Source organism: Pseudomonas sp. 8 R 14 (assembly GCF_900005955.1).
GTDB classification, from domain to species: Bacteria; Pseudomonadota; Gammaproteobacteria; order Pseudomonadales; family Pseudomonadaceae; genus Aquipseudomonas; species Aquipseudomonas marginalis.
This window is the reverse complement of record NZ_CVTH01000090.1, coordinates 26,134-44,877: the sequence shown is the minus strand read 5'-3', so window position 1 is coordinate 44,877 and position 18,744 is coordinate 26,134. Positions and strand designations below refer to the sequence as shown.

The 18,744-nt window shown below is 60.9% G+C and carries 15 protein-coding genes and 1 pseudogene; 13 read left to right on the top strand and 3 right to left on the bottom strand.

What is annotated here, in order from left to right; genetic code table 11:
* Positions 1 to 136: 136 nt before the first annotated feature.
* A complete protein-coding gene (locus tag BFQ01_RS29055) occupies positions 137 to 1,414 on the bottom strand; it encodes a serine/threonine transporter (RefSeq protein WP_065928003.1) in 1,278 nt (425 codons plus the stop codon).
* Between the two features lie 442 nt (positions 1,415 to 1,856).
* Here BFQ01_RS29055 and BFQ01_RS29050 point away from each other — a divergent pair, with 442 nt between their 5' ends.
* The 8 genes from BFQ01_RS29050 (at position 1,857) to BFQ01_RS29015 (ending at position 8,688) form a co-directional block, all read left to right on the top strand.
* A complete protein-coding gene (locus BFQ01_RS29050; protein WP_065928002.1) occupies positions 1,857 to 2,357 on the top strand; it encodes a DUF4822 domain-containing protein in 501 nt (166 codons plus the stop codon).
* 52 nt (positions 2,358 to 2,409) lie between these two features.
* Positions 2,410 to 2,841, top strand: coding sequence for a hypothetical protein (locus tag BFQ01_RS29045; RefSeq protein WP_370671283.1), 432 nt, complete (start codon positions 2,410 to 2,412; stop codon positions 2,839 to 2,841).
* 276 nt (positions 2,842 to 3,117) lie between these two features.
* The gene (locus BFQ01_RS29040) at positions 3,118 to 3,642 is read left to right on the top strand and encodes a cysteine hydrolase family protein (protein ID WP_065928001.1); all 525 of its coding nucleotides are present in this window, start codon (positions 3,118 to 3,120) and stop codon (positions 3,640 to 3,642) included.
* Between the two features lie 127 nt (positions 3,643 to 3,769).
* A complete protein-coding gene (locus BFQ01_RS29035; RefSeq protein WP_065928000.1) occupies positions 3,770 to 4,723 on the top strand; it encodes a 2-hydroxyacid dehydrogenase in 954 nt (317 codons plus the stop codon).
* Positions 4,724 to 4,852: 129 nt separating this feature from the next.
* Positions 4,853 to 5,920: a phosphotransferase family protein gene (locus BFQ01_RS29030; protein WP_027608557.1), complete on the top strand. Its 1,068-nt coding sequence runs from the start codon at positions 4,853 to 4,855 to the stop codon at positions 5,918 to 5,920.
* A gap of 10 nt (positions 5,921 to 5,930) precedes the next feature.
* Positions 5,931 to 6,698, top strand: a complete 768-nt coding sequence (locus BFQ01_RS29025) for an SDR family oxidoreductase (RefSeq protein WP_027608558.1) — start codon at positions 5,931 to 5,933, stop codon at positions 6,696 to 6,698.
* 70 nt (positions 6,699 to 6,768) lie between these two features.
* The gene (locus BFQ01_RS29020) at positions 6,769 to 8,202 is read left to right on the top strand and encodes a MocR-like pyridoxine biosynthesis transcription factor PdxR (protein ID WP_065927999.1); all 1,434 of its coding nucleotides are present in this window, start codon (positions 6,769 to 6,771) and stop codon (positions 8,200 to 8,202) included.
* 84 nt (positions 8,203 to 8,286) lie between these two features.
* The gene (locus BFQ01_RS29015; RefSeq protein WP_065927998.1) at positions 8,287 to 8,688 is read left to right on the top strand and encodes a cupin domain-containing protein; all 402 of its coding nucleotides are present in this window, start codon (positions 8,287 to 8,289) and stop codon (positions 8,686 to 8,688) included.
* Positions 8,689 to 8,743: 55 nt separating this feature from the next.
* Here BFQ01_RS29015 and BFQ01_RS29010 read toward each other — a convergent pair whose 3' ends face one another.
* Complete coding sequence (locus tag BFQ01_RS29010) at positions 8,744 to 9,373, bottom strand: DNA-3-methyladenine glycosylase I (RefSeq protein ID WP_065927997.1); 630 nt, start codon at positions 9,371 to 9,373, stop codon at positions 8,744 to 8,746.
* 217 nt (positions 9,374 to 9,590) lie between these two features.
* On the opposite strand from BFQ01_RS29010, the gene BFQ01_RS29005 reads away from it, so the two are divergent.
* The 5 genes and pseudogenes from BFQ01_RS29005 to BFQ01_RS28990 all read left to right on the top strand — a co-directional run bounded on the left by BFQ01_RS29005 (position 9,591) and on the right by BFQ01_RS28990 (position 13,606).
* Positions 9,591 to 10,916, top strand: coding sequence for a C4-dicarboxylate transporter DctA (locus tag BFQ01_RS29005; protein ID WP_176718771.1), 1,326 nt, complete (start codon positions 9,591 to 9,593; stop codon positions 10,914 to 10,916).
* Between the two features lie 32 nt (positions 10,917 to 10,948).
* A pseudogene (locus BFQ01_RS33120) lies at positions 10,949 to 11,038 on the top strand (outer membrane lipoprotein carrier protein LolA); the annotation flags it as partial.
* A gap of 32 nt (positions 11,039 to 11,070) precedes the next feature.
* Positions 11,071 to 11,772, top strand: a complete 702-nt coding sequence (locus tag BFQ01_RS29000) for a FadR/GntR family transcriptional regulator (RefSeq protein ID WP_065927995.1) — start codon at positions 11,071 to 11,073, stop codon at positions 11,770 to 11,772.
* Positions 11,773 to 11,789: 17 nt separating this feature from the next.
* Entirely contained in the window at positions 11,790 to 12,479 is a 690-nt protein-coding gene (locus BFQ01_RS28995) for a GntR family transcriptional regulator (protein ID WP_065927994.1), read from the top strand.
* 77 nt (positions 12,480 to 12,556) lie between these two features.
* Positions 12,557 to 13,606, top strand: a complete 1,050-nt coding sequence (locus BFQ01_RS28990; protein WP_141691324.1) for a hypothetical protein — start codon at positions 12,557 to 12,559, stop codon at positions 13,604 to 13,606.
* A 90-nt stretch (positions 13,607 to 13,696) separates the two neighbouring features.
* On the opposite strand, the gene BFQ01_RS28985 is transcribed toward BFQ01_RS28990, so the two are convergent.
* The gene (locus tag BFQ01_RS28985; protein ID WP_065927992.1) at positions 13,697 to 18,556 is read right to left on the bottom strand and encodes an NAD-glutamate dehydrogenase; all 4,860 of its coding nucleotides are present in this window, start codon (positions 18,554 to 18,556) and stop codon (positions 13,697 to 13,699) included.
* Between the last annotated feature and the right edge of the window lie 188 nt (positions 18,557 to 18,744).

The following is an 18,744-nucleotide window of genomic DNA, read 5'->3' as shown; positions in this document are numbered from 1 at the left end:
ACCCATCCTGGCAAAAAGCGTGGGTAAGCTTAGCCCTCATTGGTCGGCGACGGTTGCGCCGCGTCAGCTTTTGCGCAGGCAAAAAAAAGCCGATTCGCGGTGTGCGCGAATCGGCTTGCGGGCGTGAGCCCCGGGGTCAGGACAGCAGCGAATAAATCAATGCGGTAATCGCCACCAGGCCCACCGCCGTGACAAACACGTTGGACGCCTGCCCACGGTACCTGGCCATGGCCGGCACCTTGCGGATCGCGTACATCGGCATCAGGAACAGGATCGACGCGATGATCGGCCCGCCCAGGGTCTCGATCATGCCAAGGATGCTCGGGTTCAGCGTGGCAACGATCCAGCACACCACCAGCATGAAGGCGGCGGTCATGCGGTCCAGGGTCTTGGCGGCCGGACGGCGACCGCTCTTGAGCACCAGGCCCTTGAGGCCTTCGCTGGCGCCGATGTAGTGACCCAGGAACGACTTGGCAATCGCCACGAACGCGATCAACGGCGCGGCAAACGCGATGGTCGGGTTGTTGAAGTGGTTGGCCAGGTACGACAGGATCGACAGGTTCTGCGCTTTCGCCTCACCCAACTGCGCCGGCGACAGGGTCAGCACGCAACTGAACACGAAGAACAGCACCATCACCACCATCAACAGGTGCGCGCGGGACAGGATCTGCGAACTGCGCTCATCGGCGTGTTCGCCGTACTGGCGCTTCTGGTCGACCGCAAACGCCGAGATGATCGGCGAGTGGTTGAACGAGAACACCATCACCGGAATCGCCAGCCACAGGGTGTTGAGCAACGCCGACGGTGCCGGCACCACACTGGCGGTGCTGAGGATGCCACCGTTCCAATGGGGGATCAGGTACACCGCGAGGAACAGCAAGGCGACGATAAACGGGTACACCATCAGGCTCATGGCCTTGACGATCACCTGCTCACCGCAACGCACCACCGCCAGCAGCCCCAGGATCAGCACAAACGCCAGCAACGCCCGTGGCGGCGGCATGATGTGCAACTGGTGCTCCATGAAGCTGCTGACCGTGTTGGTCAGGGCCACGCTGTAGATCAGCAGGATCGGGAAGATCGCGAAGAAGTACAGCAGCGTGATCAACGCACCGGCCTTGATGCCGAAATGCTCTTCGACCACATCGGTGATGTCGGAGCCCGCACGACCGGAGAGTACGAAACGGGTCAGGCCACGGTGGGCAAAGAACGTCATCGGGAACGCCAGCACCGCCAGGATCACCAAGGGCCAGAAGCCGCCCAGGCCGGCGTTGATCGGCAGGAACAAGGTGCCGGCGCCAATGGCGGTGCCGAACAGGCCAAGCATCCAGGTGGTGTCCTGGCGGCTCCAGCTTGAGAGGGTTGCAGGTGTCGTTGCATAGCGTTCGTCGACGCTATTGGCCTGATCATTCATCCGGTCGGATCTCCGCATTTACACGGCCGGGACGAGTCAGAAAAACCTGACAGGCAGCGCCCCGACCATAGAAGGGGCCGGATTGTCCGGGATTCTCGTGAATAAGCAAAGACTTAGCTGAGGAACGGTTATGCGGTGCAGAGGCTCAAGCGCGGCCCTGGGCAGTGGTTTCGGGGGGCTGCCGCGGGTTTCTCGAGTGGCTGCCAGGCGCCATTGACGAGCGCGATCGGGGATTCTAACCAATGGACTTCCCATACTTTTAGAGAAGTCGCCTACAGCAAGACCAGAAACACCTTATATCTAAATAAAAGTTTAACCACAACAACCTTGCAATTGTTACACAACCCTACATAGCCATTGAGCATTCGCCAAGAACCAACCTAACATCGCCCCGCTCCATTCGAAGAACAACATGCTTATTTAAAATAACAAGGATTCCAATATGCGAAGACTCACTGTTGTTTTTGCTGGTTTGTTGATCACGGGCCTACTCTGCTCGTCTGAAAGTTACGCCAATCAAACCGCGTCTGAACCTGACGTTCACGCACTGGCTTCCTCGCCTCAATGGCTGACCACCAAGGTTTATATCGAAGGCGAGCCGGACACCGACGTCAAGGCCAGCTACCCCGGCGTGGTCGGCATATCGATGTGGGACCCGCAGCGCAATCGCTATGAGTTCTTCTACACCGATACCGGCCGCTCGAAACACGCCGATGGCGGCGGCGGTTACTTCCTGGTCACCGGCGATAAAAAGACCCATATCCTGGTCCCTGACGTTGGCCCGACCAGAACCATTGTTAGAAGACTCGAAAAACTCGACAGCAGCGAATTCACTTATTCCCGCGAAGTGCCGCGCGATATGGTCAGCACTAACCCGCCCGTTCGGATTTATGTGGTACACGCCCCCTACACCGGCCCCATGAAGACAGTCATGTCGAACTGATTAAACATTCATGTTTAGTGATAAAACCGAACAACAAACAAGGCACCCGACAATGAATATGCGCAAACTGTTAATACCCGCACTGCTGGCCGCGACACTGTTACCCGGTGTAGCGACTGCGCAAACTTCAACAACCCTTCCCGCAAAAAACGCTGTTGCCACAGCGGACAACGCCGTCATGTTGACCGTATTTCTTAAACACGATCAATCACGCCCGTTGAGCGAACTGAAACGACAACTGGCCAAGCAGGAATTTCACAAGGTGTTCCCACCAGCAGGAGTGGAAGTAGTGAGCTGGAACATCACCATGGGTATCGGGCAGGTCGTCGTGTTGCGCCTGCCGGCGTCGCGCCTGGCGGAAGTCAACCTGGCGATCGAAAACACCGCATGGGGGGTCTACACCACGGAATTCTTCCCCACCTACAATTTCATGGCCATCGCTCAGGCCGAGCAGGAAAAGGCACGGCTTAGCCCCCCGCAGTGATCTCCCGCTAGCATCCGCGCCCCCTGTTCCAGCTGGGGCGCAACTTTTTCGGCACCTGATGCATTTGACAGTCTCGCCCCTGTCCCAGCATGATCAAGGCATGACCTTTTTCCAGCAGCTCCTCACCCGCACCACCACCACGACCGCTCCAGGCGGGTCGTGCGGTTGCCGTGGGTGCTCAAGCTAAACACCACCCAGATTCAACCCAAGGCCCCGCCAGCAATGGACGGGGCCGTTTTATTGCTCCGTCGCCTGGCACTCGCAAGGAGCAATACCATGGCTGATGCCCTGTTGATCATCGATATGCAAACCGGCTTGTACGATGGCCCCGACAAACCCTTTGAACGCGAGCGTGTGCTGGGCACCATCAACTCGTTGATCGGCCGCGCCCGTGAAGCCGGCGCGCCGATCCTGGTCGCCCGCCATACCGGCCCGGCGGGCTCGCCGATAGCTGCGGGCAGTCCGAATTGGCAACTGTGGCAAGGGCTGCTGGTAGACGAGACTCACGACCATCTGTTCGACAAAACCCGCCCCAGTTGCTTCCTGGGTACCGACCTGGCCCGACGACTGCGAGCCCTGGAGGTTAATCAACTGGTGATCGTCGGGATGAAAACCCAGTACTGCATCGACACCACCTGCCGCGTGGCGGTAGAGCTGGGCTTCTCGGTGATCGTGCCTGAAGACGCCCATACCTGCATGGACACCCCGGCGCTGAAGGCCGAGGCGATCATCGCGCATCACAATGCCACGCTGGCGGGGGCGTTTGGGCTGAGTATGAAAGCGGCTGACGTCAGGTTCTGACCGGTACAGACTGTAGGAGCAAGCATGCTCGCGCCTGCAGTCGTAGATTTTTTCTACCCGAGCAAAACGCGCCCTCCTGCAAATCCCGCATACTGATGCCCTCAAACCCTTCAGGAAGAGCCTTCCGATGACCACCACTGTTCTGGTTCTGGTTGAAACCATCAATGAATACCTGCAAATCATCGAGAGCAACGACTTTCATGTGATCCTGGCGCCCACACCCAGCGAGCGCGCCCAGGCGATCAAGACCCATGGCGGGCAGATCAAGGCCGTACTGACCCGGGGCCCGCTGGGCCTGTATGCCGAAGAAATCGCGGCCCTGCCAATGCTGGAGATCATCTGCGTGATCGGCGCCGGTTATGAGCATGTCGACCTGCAGGCCGCGAGCAATCGCGGCATCGTGGTCACCAATGGCGCCGGGGTGAATGCGCCGTCGGTGGCCGACCACGCCATGGCGCTGCTGTTGTCGCTGGTGCGCGGCATTCCCCAGACGGACGCAGCGGTACGCCGCAGCGAATGGCCCAAGGTCATGCGCCCGTCCCTGGGCGGCAAGCAATTGGGCATCCTCGGGCTCGGCGCGGTGGGCCTGGAAATCGCCAAGCGCGCGGCCCTCGGCTTTGGCATGGAAGTGAGCTATCACAACCGCCAGCCGCGCGATGATGTGGACTACACCTACTGCGCCACGGCCGTGGAGCTGGCGCGCAGCTCGGATTTCCTGGTCCTGGCCACGCCCGGCGGCGCCGGCACGCGCCACTTGATCGACCGCCACGCCCTGGACGCCCTCGGCCCGAACGGTTACCTGGTGAATATCGGCCGTGGCAGCGTGGTGGTCACCGCCGACCTGGTCACCGCCCTTGAACAACGCCGTATCGGGGGTGCGGCGCTGGACGTGTTCGACGATGAACCCAAGGTGCCGGATGCCCTCAAGCGCTTGAGCAATACCGTGCTCACGTCCCATGTGGCCGGCCTGTCTCCCGAGGCCGCCCACGACACCGTGCAGCGTGTGGCCGACAACCTGGTGGAGTACTTTGCCGGCCGTCCGGTGCTTACCCCGGTCGTCCTGCCCCCGCCCGTAAAATGACCAATCAGGCAGGCTGATCACCCTTCAACACGCTAACCTATTAAGCCGCCCCGACCTTGTCGCTGGGCGGTGGTGCGCATTAGATTAGGAAATAGTCCGACGCCTTTAGAATAAGCAGAAGGGATAAGCATGGCGCTTAACGACCAATCGACCCAGATTCGCCCAGGCGAAGAACTTGATGCCAACTTGATCGATCCCTACCTCAAGGCCCATATCCCAGGCCTGAGCGGCACGCCCACGATCAGCCAGTTCCCCGGTGGCGCCTCCAACCTCACCTACCTGCTGGAATACCCCGGCCAGGAATTCGTGCTGCGTCGCCCACCCTTTGGCCACAAGGCCAAGTCCGCCCACGACATGGGCCGCGAATACCGCATTCTCAACCAGCTCAAGGATGGTTTCCCGTATTGCCCCAAGGCCTATGTGCACTGCACCGACGCGTCGGTGATCGGCGCCGAGTTCTATGTGATGGAACGGGTCAACGGCATCATCCTGCGTTCCGACCTGCCCGCCGAACTGGGCCTGGATGCCACCCGGACCGAGGCGTTGTGCAAAAGCTTTATCGACAAGTTCGTCGAACTGCACCAGGTCGACTACCGCGCCTGCGGCCTGGCCGACCTGGGCAAGCCTGAAGGCTATGTGGCACGCCAGATTGGTGGCTGGAGCGACCGCTACGAAAAGGCCCTGACCCCCGACGCCCCCAACTGGGAAAAGGTACGTGCCTGGCTCAACGACAAGATGCCCGCCGACCATCCAACCTCGAGCATCGTGCATAACGACTACCGCTTCGATAACGTGATCCTCGACCCGCACAACCCGATGCAGATCATCGGCGTGTTGGATTGGGAACTGACCACCCTCGGCGACCCGCTGATGGACCTGGGCAACACCCTCGCCTACTGGATCGAAGCCGACGACCCGGCGCCGGTGCAACTGATGCGCCGCCAGCCGAGCAATGCCCCCGGCATGCTCACCCGCCGCCAGTTCGTGGATTACTACGCTGAGCGCGCCGGGATCCAGATCGACAATTTCGACTTCTACTACACCTACGGCCTGTTCCGCCTGGCCGGCATCGTGCAGCAGATCTACTACCGTTTCTTCCACGGCCAGACCCAGGACAAACGCTTTGCGCAGTTCATCCACATGAACAAGCTGCTGGAGCAGATGAGCCTGAATGTCATCGGTAAATCAGCCCTCTAAGGAATCGCTAATGTCCAAGACCCACCTGTTCGACCTCGACGGCAAGATTGCCTTTGTGTCCGGCGCCAGCCGTGGCATCGGTGAAGCCATCGCCAAGCTGCTTGCCCAGCAAGGCGCCCACGTGATCGTCTCGAGCCGCAAGCTCGAAGGCTGCCAGCATGTGGCGGATGCAATCATCGCCGACGGCGGCAAGGCCACGGCGATTGCCTGCCATATCGGTGAAATGGAGCAGATTACCCAGGTGTTTGCCGGCATCCGCGAACAGTTCGGCCGCCTGGACATACTGGTCAACAATGCCGCGACCAACCCGCAGTTCTGCAACGTGCTGGACACCGACCTCGGCGCCTTCCAGAAGACCGTTGACGTGAACATTCGCGGCTACTTCTTCATGTCGGTGGAAGCCGGCAAGCTGATGCGCGAGAACGGTGGCGGCAGCATCATCAACGTGGCGTCGATCAACGGCATTTCGCCGGGCGTGTTCCAGGGCATCTACTCGGTGACCAAGGCCGCCGTAATCAACATGACCAAGGTGTTCGCCAAGGAATGCGCCGAATTCGGCATTCGTTGCAACGCCCTGTTGCCCGGCCTGACCGACACCAAGTTCGCCTCGGCGCTGGTGAAGAACGACGCGATCCTGAAAATGGCCCTGGCGCAGATCCCGCTCAAGCGCGTGGCCGACCCGAGCGAGATGGCCGGTGCGGTGCTGTACCTGGCCAGCGATGCGTCGAGCTACACCACCGGTGTGTCGCTGAATGTGGATGGCGGCTTCCTGTCCTGAGTACGCCTGGGTTTCTACAGATCGATTTACGCGTAACCTTGGCGCAGATCGATCTGTCTCAGGATGAAACATGGAACTCCACATCGTCATCAACGGGCGTAAGGACCTGGCGGCCCAGCTTTATCAGCAGTTGCGTGAAGCCATCGCCACCGGGCGTCTCTCGGCGGGCGCGCAACTGCCACCCAGCCGCCTGCTGGCCGAGCAATTAGGCGTATCGCGCAAGACCGTATCCGACACCTACGCCACCCTGACCTACGAAGGCCTGCTGGTGGGCAAGATTGGCCGTGGCACCTTCGTCAACGCGTGGGCACCACAGCCGAATCGCGTGCAGACCGCCACCGACCTGGCCTGCGCCGCCAACCTGGCGAAGTGGCAGTCACTGCCCTCGCCCATGCGCCATCCCACCCGCGACAGCACGTTGCGCTACGAATTTATCGGCGGCGCCACCAGCCGCAACCAGTTCCCCCAGGATGAATGGCGGCGCTGCACCCAGGATGCGCTGCGGCGCATCGCCCAGAACAGTGGGTTCTACAGCCAGCCCGAAGGGGTGCCGGCACTGCGCAGTGCCATCGCCGGGCATATCGCGTTTTCCCGTGGGGTCAAATGCCGCGACAGCGACATCGTGGTCACCAACGGTGCGCAGCAGGCGTTGGACCTGATCGCCCGCGTGGTGCTGGAGCCGGGCAGCATCGTCGCCATGGAAGACCCCGGCTACAGCCCCGCGCGCCAGCTGTTCATGGCGATGGGGGCCTTGGTCATCGGGGTTCCCATCGATGAACAAGGCATTCAGGTCGACCGGATCCCCGATGGCGCCCGGCTGATCTACGTCACGCCCTCCCACCAGTTCCCCCTCGGCATGCCCATGAGCCTGCCACGTCGGGAGTCACTGCTGGCACGCGCCTTCGAGTTGGGTGCGATCATCATCGAGGACGACTACGACAGCGAGTTCCGCTACGAAGGCCGGCCGACCGACTCCCTGCAAAGCATGGACAGCCGTGGCGTGGTCACCTACGTCGGGACGTTCTCCAAGACCCTGTTGCCCGAACTGCGCCTGGGCTATGCGGTGCTGCCGCCGGCGATCTACGGCGCGGTGCTCAAGGCCAAGCAATTGACCGACCAGCACAGCTCCACATTGCCGCAATGGGCGCTGGCCAAATTCATCAGCGAAGGCTATTTGCTCAAGCATATTCGCCGCTGCCACAGCGTATACGCCGGGCGCCGCGAGCGCATTTTGCAGCGCCTGGCGGGCGACCTGTCGCCGTGGTTCGAAGCGGTGCCCACCGTCGCCGGGTTCCATATGGCGGCGTTGTGCAAAGTAGCGGTGAATATCCCGTTGCTGATGGAATTGGCGCGCCAGGTGGAAGTCGGCCTATACCCGCTGGACGTGTTCTTCCACGACACGCCGGTGCGTCCGGGCCTGATCATCGGGTTTGGGGCCATCGAGACCCTCGACATCGACCCGGCGCTGGACAAGGTGCGCGATATTCTCCAGCAGATTGGCTAAGGGTTTTTCCGCCGGATTGGTCATTGGTCGCTCGAAAATCCCGGCGTACGGTGGGCAGGTCTCGAACTTCTCGGAAACTTCGCCATGAAACGCCTGCTCGCCACCACCCTGATGCTCGCCTCGCTCAGCGCCTTTGCCCACCCGCCCGTGTACAACCAGGAATCGATCAAGGTCCTGCAAGAACACGCGCTGCCCCAGGTGCCCGGCAAGAAAACCCTCATGCTCACCGTGGACTACGCCCCCGGCCAGGCCACCGTACCCCACAGCCACACGGGCACGGCCGTGGCCTATGTGCTCGAAGGCGCGATTACCTCGCGGGTGAATGATGAGAAAGCCAGGACCTACACGGTTGGCGAATCGTTCTACGAGCCCGCGGGTTCGCGACACTTTGAATCCAGCAATGCCAGCCAGACCCAGCCGGCCAGGCTGCTGGTAGTGATGGTGCTGGATGACAAGGCCGAGGTGTTGACCCCTCTTCCTCACTAATCAGCCTCATCACCAACCAGCAATATGGATGAAGCCCCCTCCCTCCGTCAGCGACTCACGGGCGCTTGAACTGGCGGCGCAGTTCTTCGATCTTTGGGCGGCACACGCACCCATCAAGGTGATCATTGACCATCCCCATCGCCTGCATCAGCGCATACAGCGTGGTCGGCCCGACGAACGTCCAGCCACGTTTCTTCAAAGCCTTGGACAGGCGCACCGAGGCCGGCGAGATGGGATTGCCCGTCCAGTAAGCCAGGTCCACCACTGCCGGTCGCTCTTCAGGGCCGGGTTCGAACGCCCATAACCACTGCGCCAGCGAGCCGGTCTCATCCACCAGCTCACACGCCCGGCGGGCGTTGTTGATGGTGGAAACGATCTTCGCCCGGTTACGCACGATGCCCGCGTCCTGCATCAACCGCTCGACATCCGCCTCGCCGTACTGCGCCACCCGGCGAAAATCAAAACCGTCGAATGCCGCCCTGAACGGCTCGCGCTTGCGCAGGATGGTGATCCAGGCCATGCCGGCCTGGAAGCCTTCCAGGCAGATCTTCTCGTACAGCTGAACATCATCCGCCACCGGTACGCCCCACTCGTGGTCGTGATAACGGAGGTATTCCGGCGCGGCCGTGCGCCAGGTGCAGTGGGTCAGCCCTGCTTCGTCGGTGGTCAGTCCTGGTTTGTCCATCCATCACCTCATGTGCCAGGCGGCGAATGATAAGCGAAAAAATTTGCGCCCCGCCAACCGCTCAAGCATCCACCTTCGCGACCAACTGGTCAGACCGGGACCTGCCAACCGCCGAATTTTTACTTGTGATTTCAAAAATACCTGGCCTAGACTGGCGACGCACTGGACTTACCGGTATGACCACAACAATTAAGCCCTGGAACCACCAGGGCACCGAATAGAGATCCCTCCCATGCTCAGATGGTGCTCGCGTTCGATTTTCCTGCAAGTCGTGATTGGCCTGATGCTCGGCATCGTGTGCGGCCTGGCCCTTCCCGAATTCTCCTCGCAACTCAAACCCCTGGGTGACGGCTTTATCAAGCTGATCAAGATGCTGATCGGCCTGATCGTGTTCTGCGTGGTGGTCAGTGGTATTTCCGGGGCCGGCGACTTGAAGAAGGTCGGGCGCATCGGCCTTAAGTCGGTGATCTACTTTGAGATCCTCACCACCATCGCCCTGGTGATCGGCCTGATCATGGCCTTCAGCACCGGGATCGGCCAAGGTGCCAATATCCACCTGGAGCAGCTCTCCTCTGCCGGCCTGAATGAACTGGCCGACAAGGGCCAGCACATCAAAGGCACCAGCCAGTTCCTGATGGACCTGATCCCTAATTCGGTGATCGGCGCCTTTGCCGACAACAACGTGCTGCAAGTGCTGCTGTTCTCGGTACTGTTCGGCAGCGCGCTGAACCTGGTAGGCGAAGCAGCCTCGGGCATCACCCGGCTGATCAACGAACTCAGCCACGTGATTTTCCGCATCATGGGCATGATCGTGCGCCTGGCGCCGATCGGTGTGTTCGGCGCAATCGCCTTCACCACCAGCACCTACGGGCTGGACTCCCTGCAACACTTGGGCAGCCTGGTGGGCCTGTTCTACCTGACCTGCCTTGCCTTCGTCGCGCTGATCCTCGGCCTGGTGATGCGCCTGTCGGGCCTGCGCATGCTGCCGTTGCTCAAGTACCTGCGTGAAGAACTGCTGATCGTGATGGGCACCGCCTCCTCCGATGCCGTGCTGCCGCAGGTCATGCGCAAACTCGAACACCTGGGCATCGGCAGTTCCACCGTGGGCCTGGTGATTCCAACCGGGTACTCGTTCAACCTCGACGGTTTCTCGATCTACCTGACCCTGGCCATCGTGTTTATCGCCAACGCCACCGGCACGCCGCTGTCGATGACCGATCTGCTGACCATCCTGCTGGTGTCGCTGATCACCTCCAAGGGTGCCCACGGGATTCCCGGCTCGGCCCTGGTGATCCTGGCGGCGACGCTCACGGCGATCCCGGCGATTCCGGTGGTCGGCCTGGTGCTGGTGTTGGCGGTGGACTGGTTCATGGGCATCGGTCGCGCGTTGACCAACCTGATCGGCAACTGCGTCGCCACCGTGGCCATCGCGCGCTGGGAAAAAGACATCGATATCCAACGCGCCAACAAGGTGCTGGACGGCCAGCAAGGTTATGCCTTCCAGGCCAGGAAGCCGGTAGTGCCGGCCCACCAGGAATTTTAAAACGCTAAACGCTTTCCACTGTAGGAGCGAGCTTGCTCGCGAAGGTCGTCAACGATAACGCGGGCATTCTGGATGCACGCGGTGACTTGAAGTTTTTCGCGAGCAAGCTCGCTCCTACAGTGCAGGGATTATTCATTTTTAAGGAGCGCACGACGTGATCAGCACCTCAACCGTCGTCAATTCAGTCGTAGAAAAACTCCGCGCCGCCCTGGCTCGCGGTCAGTGGCGCCGGGGCGAAATGCTGCCCGGCCAGCGCGAACTGGCCGAACAGATGGGCATCAGCCGCCCCAGCCTGCGCGAAGCGGTCATCGTGCTGGAAACCCTCGGCTTGGTGCGCTCCATGCCCGGCAAAGGTGTGGTCGTGCTGGAAACCAGCGTCAGCGAACCACAATCGAGCGACGCCGTGGCCGACGCCAGCCTCGAAGACATCCTGCAACTGCGCTACACCCTCGAACCCTTTATCGTCGGCCTGGTGGCCCAGTCCATCAGCAGCAAGGAAGTCGGCCAATTGCGCCTGACCCTGATGGACATGCGCGAAGCCCTGGATGCCGGTGACGCCGAAGCCGGCATGAACGCTTACCTCGACTTTCATGAGGAACTGTTCGCGCTCACCTCCAACCCGATCTTCCAGAACGTGGTGCAGCAAACCAGCAATGCCCTCAAGCAAAGCACCCAGGTGCTGCGCAACTCACCCGAGCACCTGGCGGAACGCCTGCAGGAAAATGAGGCGGTGGTACGCGCCATCCGCAACAAGAACAGCGCCCTGGCCAGTGCCGAGATGCGCCGGCATATCCTCCAGGAAGGCCTGCGCATGGGCATTCGCCTGAATATCCCGGACGATCATCTGGGCAGCTGATTTATTGGAGACCGGCCATGACCGCCCACGCCCTGCAACACGACCCCTACTTGCCCACCCTGCGCCTGGTGGCCGGCAAGAAGCCTTCGGTGGATGACATCTACCCACGGTTGTTCGACGCAATCCTCGAACAACGCATCGCCCCGGCCAGCCGCTTCACCGAAGAAAGCCTGGGCGAAACCTTCGGCGTGAGCCGCAGCGTGATCCGTCGGGTATTGGCCAAACTGTCCCATCAGCAAGTGATTATCCTGCGTCCGAACCAGCGCGCCCAAGTGGCGGCGCCGGATGCCCAGCAGACGCGGCAAATCCTCGAAGCGCGGCGCATGACCGAAATGACCGTGGTGCAATTGGCATGCGCCCAGGCCAGCTCCGGGCAAATCCGCCAATTACGCGAATTGATCGCCCGCGAGCGCGATTGCATTGAACGTGACCAGCGTGGGCCGGCGATACGCTTGTCGGGGGAGTTTCACCTGCAGTTGGCAGCCATAGCAGGAAATGCGCCGCTGGCGCAGTTCCTGAACAGCCTGGTGCCGCTGACGTCGTTGATCATTGCGCAATATGAGGCCAAAGCCTGCACGTATTGCGCGTGGCAGGAGCATGTGGCGATTGTCGACGCAGTTGAGCAACGCGACGTCAACCGTGCGATCAGCCTGATGACCCAGCATTTGGATCACCTGGAATCGAAACTGCTCAAGCTAACGCAATAGCTATCTAACGCCTGAGGGCCCAGGCAATCTCACACCCTGTTTGCGCACAATTTGAGTGCGTATTACAGGTACCAATCATGAAATCAGATTCAAAAATACGACCAGCACTGTTCAGCGTGCTTTCGCAACTGAACACGCAAAAAACAACAATGCCACTGGAAATGCAGACGGCTCTGAACGAGTTGAACGATGCTGCGCTTTACACGGGAGCGAAAATATTCCAGCTCAACAAACTTGAAGAAGCCGAGCGCTTTCTAAACATAGCCGCCGCGACCGGCAACGCTTGGTCTCAGTTCGCCCTGGCCACATGCGGTGCTTACCGCGACGGCATCTGGCATCACAAGAACGGTGAGGTCACTTCCCACGCAAGCGACGATACAAAGAAATGGCTCAGATTGGCTGCGGCTCAGAACTATATTCCTGCCTTGATACAACTGGGTGACGCCCAGTCCCTGGAAAAAGCCAAGGGCCTGCTGACCAACCCGGCGAGCCAAGAGAATCCCCAGGGCATGTATTACATGTACCTCATTACCAATGACACCCACTGGTTGGAGAAGTCCGCCGCCGTCGGCTGGAACCAAGCCCAATACAAACTCGCCCAGTTGTATCAACAAAAGCCTGAGATCTTTAGTAACGACACCCTACGCCACGCCCGAATCGAAGAACTCCTGCAAGCGTCCGCAGACGGTGGACTGCCTTTGGCGGTACACGCACGAGTCTTTTCCGATGAGTCGAATGCCAGCTTTGCCGAAAAACAATCACGTCTTGCTCAACTGGCGTGGATGGGACAGGTATACGGGATGCTCGAATACGGCTACGCACTCGCCAACTTTGCACGCGCGCAAAAAGACGCATCCCGCTATGCCCCTGGCGAGCGACAGGCGCCGCGCACGTACGGCCTAGCCAAGGACCTCGGCCTGGCCTACGCGATGTTGAAGTATGTACTCAAGAAAACAGCGGAGGTTGAAGAGGTTCCCATGCTTGCATCCGACCTCCACGCAATCGAAATGCAGATGACGCAAACGGATTGGGAAAAGGCCAACACGACCCTGACCCAACTTGCAGAAAAGGCTATTGAACCCTTCTCTCGCCTTGAGGAGTTGATCATTCCGGGCACTGCGAAATAATCGTCCAATAGCGGGCTGCCCGGGTTCACCGGGCCAAAAAAAATCCCTGAATCGTGAGATTCAGGGATTCGTCCAGTACCAGTCGTTGTTTTACAACACCGATTGACCACTCAACGCCAGGTCCAGCAACTCACGGTTGGCCACCGCGTACATGGCGTAGTCCGTGCCGACCGCAGCACGGATTTCCACCATCATTGCGACCCAACGATCAGCCATGTCCTTGTGCTGCTCAAGCCACAGGGCCACGCGGGCTTCCATGTCCTGTGGCGCGTCGGCCATTTGCAGGACGGAAATGGTGATCGCACGTTGCTGCCAGTCCACATCGTCGCGGAACGCTTCGCGGGCCTGGGCCTGCCAGTTGTTGGCCACGGGCAGATCGCTGATCTGCTGCAGATACCACGGCAGGTCCAGGGCGCTGCCGACAGCGAAGTAGGCCTTGGCCACTTCGGCGGCGTCATGCCCGGTCACATCAGCGGCTTCGATGATCGGCAGCAAGGTGTACAGGTGGGTCGTGCCTGCAACCATGCGCGCCAGCAACTCCGGCACGCCGGCTTCGGTGTAGGCCTGGTAGCGGGTCTGCCAGCCTTCGCGGGTCGGACCTTCCAGCAGTTCGTCGAGCTTGAGGCCCAACGCGGCCAGGTGCGGACCGAAGTGCGCGGTGTCACGGCCGGCGTCCTGCTCGTTGCGACGGCTGCGCAGGAACCAGCGCGTGGCGCGACGGCCCAGGCGCATCAACTCATCCATCAACTGCAATTGCACGTCAGCGGAGACCTGGTGGTCCAGGGCTTCGATCTGGCGGAACCAGTGCGGGAGGTGGAAGATGTCGCGCACGATCACGTAGGCACCGGCCACGTTCGCCGGGCTCATGCCGGTCGACTCCTTGAGTCGCTGCACAAAGGTGATGCCCATGTGGTTGACCAGGTCGTTGGCGATCTGGGTGCTGACGATCTCGCGCTTCAGACGGTGGCGACGCATGGCTTCGCCGAACTTGGCCACCAGGCTCGGTGGGAACGCGGTCTCCATGTCGCGGGTCAGGTAGTCGTCATCCGGTACCAGCGACTTGAGCAGCGCTTCCTTGAGGTCGATCTTGCTGTAGGAAATCAGCACCGACAGTTCCGGACGGGTCAGGCCCTTGCCGGTGGAAGCGCGCTCGGTGAGCTGCTCCTCGGTCGGCAGGTACTCGATGGCGCGGTCCAGCTTGCCACGGCCTTCCAGGTCGCTCATCAGGCGCTTGTACTCGGCGGCACGCTCGTAGGCACGGCGCGCAGCCAGGGACAGGGCCTGGGTCTGCTTGTAGTTGTTGCCCAACACCAGGCTGCCGACTTCGTCGGTCATGCTCGCCAGCAACTGGTTGCGTTGCTTGTCGGTCATGTCGCCGGCCTGCACCACTTCGTTGAGCAGGATCTTGATGTTCACTTCGTGGTCGGAGCAGTCCACGCCACCGGCGTTGTCGATGAAGTCGGTGTTGGAGCCGCCACCATTGAGACCGAATTCCACACGGCCCAGCTGGGTCATGCCGAGGTTACCGCCCTCGCCCACCACCTTGCAGCGCAGCTCGTTGCCGTTGACGCGCAGCGCGTCGTTGGCCTTGTCGCCTACATCGGCATGGCTTTCGGTGCTGGCCTTGACGTAGGTACCGATACCGCCGTTCCACAACAGGTCCACCGGCGCCTTGAGCAAGGCGTTCAGCAGTTCGGTCGGGGTCAGCTTGTCGGCCGAAATGTCAAAGCGTTCCTTCATCTGTGGCGAGATGGCAATGCTCTTCGCGCTGCGCGAGAAGATACCGCCGCCTTCGGACATGATGCTGGTGTCGTAGTCGGTCCAGGCCGAACGCGGCAGCTCGAACATGCGCTGGCGCTCGACGAAGCTGGTGGCCGGGTTCGGGTTCGGGTCGATAAAGATATGCAGGTGGTTGAAGGCCGCGACCAGTTGCAGCTTGTCGGACATCAACAGGCCGTTACCGAACACGTCGCCGGCCATATCGCCGACGCCCACCACGGTGATGCTGTCTTCCTGCACGTTGATGCCGCGCTCACGGAAGTGACGCTGCACACCGACCCAAGCCCCCTTGGCAGTGATGCCCATTTTCTTGTGGTCGTAACCGGCGGAACCACCGGAGGCAAAGGCATCGCCCAGCCAGAAGCCGTAGTCGATGGCGATGCCGTTGGCGATGTCGGAGAAGGTCGCGGTGCCCTTGTCCGCTGCCACCACCAGGTACGGGTCATCGTCGTCATGGCGCACGACGTTGGCCGGCGGCACCAGGGCGCCATCCTTGAGGTTGTCGGTGATGTCCAACAGGCCGGAAATGAAGATGCGGTAGCAGGCGATGCCCTCGGCCGCGATCTCGTCACGGCTGCCGCCCAATGGCAGGCGACGCGGCAGGAAGCCGCCCTTGGCGCCCACCGGCACGATCACCGAGTTCTTCACTTGCTGGGCTTTGACCAGGCCGAGCACTTCGGTACGGAAGTCTTCTTCACGGTCGGACCAGCGCAGGCCGCCACGGGCCACATTGCCAAAGCGTAGGTGCACGCCTTCGACACGCGGCGAGTAGACGAAGATTTCAAACTTCGGCACCGGCTTGGGCAGCTCGGGGATGGCACGCGGGTCGAACTTGAAGCTGAAGTACGACTTGTTCTGGCCGTTGGCGTCGGTCTGGTAGAAGTTGGTGCGCAGGGTGGCCTTGATCAGGTCCAGGTAGCGCCGCAGGATGCGGTCTTCGTTGAGCACCTGGACGTCGTCCAGGGCCGTGAGGATCGCTTGTTCCAGGCGTTGCTGCTTATCTTCCAGGTCATCGGCGGTGAGCTTGCGCGCCAGATAGAAGCGGGTCTTGAACAACCGGGTCAACTCGCGGGCGATGTCGGTGTGGTTGTTCAGGGTGCTGGCGATGTAGCCGAGGTCGAAGCCCAGGCGGATCTGCTTCAGGTAACGGGCGTAGGCACGCAACAGCGCGACGTCGCGCCATGGCAGGCCGGCGGTGAGTACCAGGCGGTTGAACGCATCGTTCTCTGCATCGCCATGCACGATGTGCACGAACGCGTCCTGCAGGGTGTCGTTGAGCTGCTGGATGTCCAGGTTCACGCCTTCGGCGGCAATGAACGCAAAATCGTGGATCCAGAACTCGCGGCCGTTGGCATGGCGCAGGCGGTACGGGAACTCACCCAGCACGCGCAGGCCGAGGTTTTCCAGGATCGGCAAGACGTCGGACAGTGCCAGTGGGGTATCGGCGTGATACAGCTTGCAATGCAGCTCGCGCTGGCCGGAGACCTGGCCCAGCGGCTGATAGAAGCTCATCACCAGCGGGTTGGCTTCGGTGAGACTGAGCAGGTGCTGCATGTCGACCACGGCCGAGTGCGCAGCGAAACGCTCGCGGTAGCCGGCCGGGAAGCCTTTCGGGAAGTCCGCCAGCACGTTGGTGCCGTGGGCTTCGCCGAAGCTTTCCACAACGAGGCTGGAGTAGTCGTCCTGCCAGCTGCGGCAGGCCTGCACCACTTCTTTTTCCAGTTGCAGCGGGTCGATGTCCAGGCGGTTCTTCGGGTCGACCCGCAGAATCAGCTGCACGCGCGCCAGCACGGATTCGGAGAAGAAGGTCCAGAATTCGCAGTCCGAGGCTTTCAGGCGATCCATCAGCACTTGCTGGATCTTCTGGCGCACTTCGGTGGAATAGATGTCGCGCGGCACGTAGGCCAGGCAGTAGCAGAAACGACCGTACGGGTCTTTACGCAGGAACACACGGATCTTGTTGCGTTCCTGGATCTGCACGATCGACATCACGGTGCTGAACAGCTCGTCGACCGGGGTCTGGAACAGGTCGTCACGGGGCAGCACTTCAACGACTTGAGCAAGCTCCTTGCCCAGGTGCGCCTTGGCCTGGAAGCCCGAGCGACGCTCGATTTCCGCGACCTTGCGGCGGATATACGGGATGACGCGCACGCTTTCGCCATACACCGACGAGGTGTAGAGGCCCATGAAGCGGCATTCCTTGATCACCTTGCCGTCGGCATCGATCTGGCGGATCGACACGTAGTCCGGGTAAGCCGGGCGGTGCACACGGCTTGGGTGCGCGGCCTTGGCGAACGACAGCACGGTCGGCTCGCGCAGGTACGACACGGCGTAGTCTTCGATGCGCAGGTCGTCGGCGGTGAGGCCGGCGCGCAGCAGCTTGGTCAGACCGAGGAACGAGCTGGCGTCATATTCGATATGACCGCCGTCCGCCTCGTCACGTACCACGAACTCTTCATAGCCGAGGAAGGTGAAGTGGTTGCCCACCAGCCATTCCAGGAAGTTCTTGATCTCGGCTTTCTCTTCGCCGTCGATGCCGAACGGGCTGGCGTCGATACCGTCGAGCAGCTCCTGGACCTTGGCCTTCATCGGTTCGAAATCGGCCACGGCCACGCGCACTTCGCCCAGTACCTGCTCAAGCTCTTTGCTCAGCACGTTCAGTTCGGCGGCGTTGGCGCAGCGGTCGATTTCCAGGTACATCAGCGATTCTTGCTCGATGCCTTCGCCCTGGGTGCCCTTGGGCAGGATTTCCAGCAACTCGCCCTTGCTGCCACGGCGCACGCTGAGCACGGTGGTCTGCAGGGTGTGGATGCTGTAGCCACGGCGGTTCAGCTCGGTGCGTACCGAGTCCACCAGGAATGGCAGGTCATGGTGCAGCACTTCGACCGCGGTGTGGGTCGATTGCCAGCCATGACGTTCGTAATCGGGGTTGTAGACCCGCACTTGCGGTTGGGTGTGATCAAAGCGCTCAAGCAGGCGCCAGGCAGACAGGGTGCAACCGGCCAGGTCGGAAAGGCGACGCTGGGTCAGTTCATCCAGGGAAATGATGCCGAAGAATTGTTCAGCGAACAGCGCCACTTGTGGCAGTGCCTGTTCACTGATGTGCTGCGCCAGTGCCGCTTGCAGTTGATGCTGGAAGTCGGCCTTGCTGGCTGCGGTGAAGAACGCCATCTGTGGTACTCCGCTTGGGCTTGTTATTGATGGAAGCGTCGCGTGTTATCCCCTGGTGGGGAGACCGTCAGCTCTGTTCGCAGGTAACGAGTTAAGCACCATAAACGAATCAGGGTGACAGGTGGGTGAAGCTGGACAAGACAATGAGGTCACATACAACTTCCATAAGATGCGCACCTTGCCGGGTG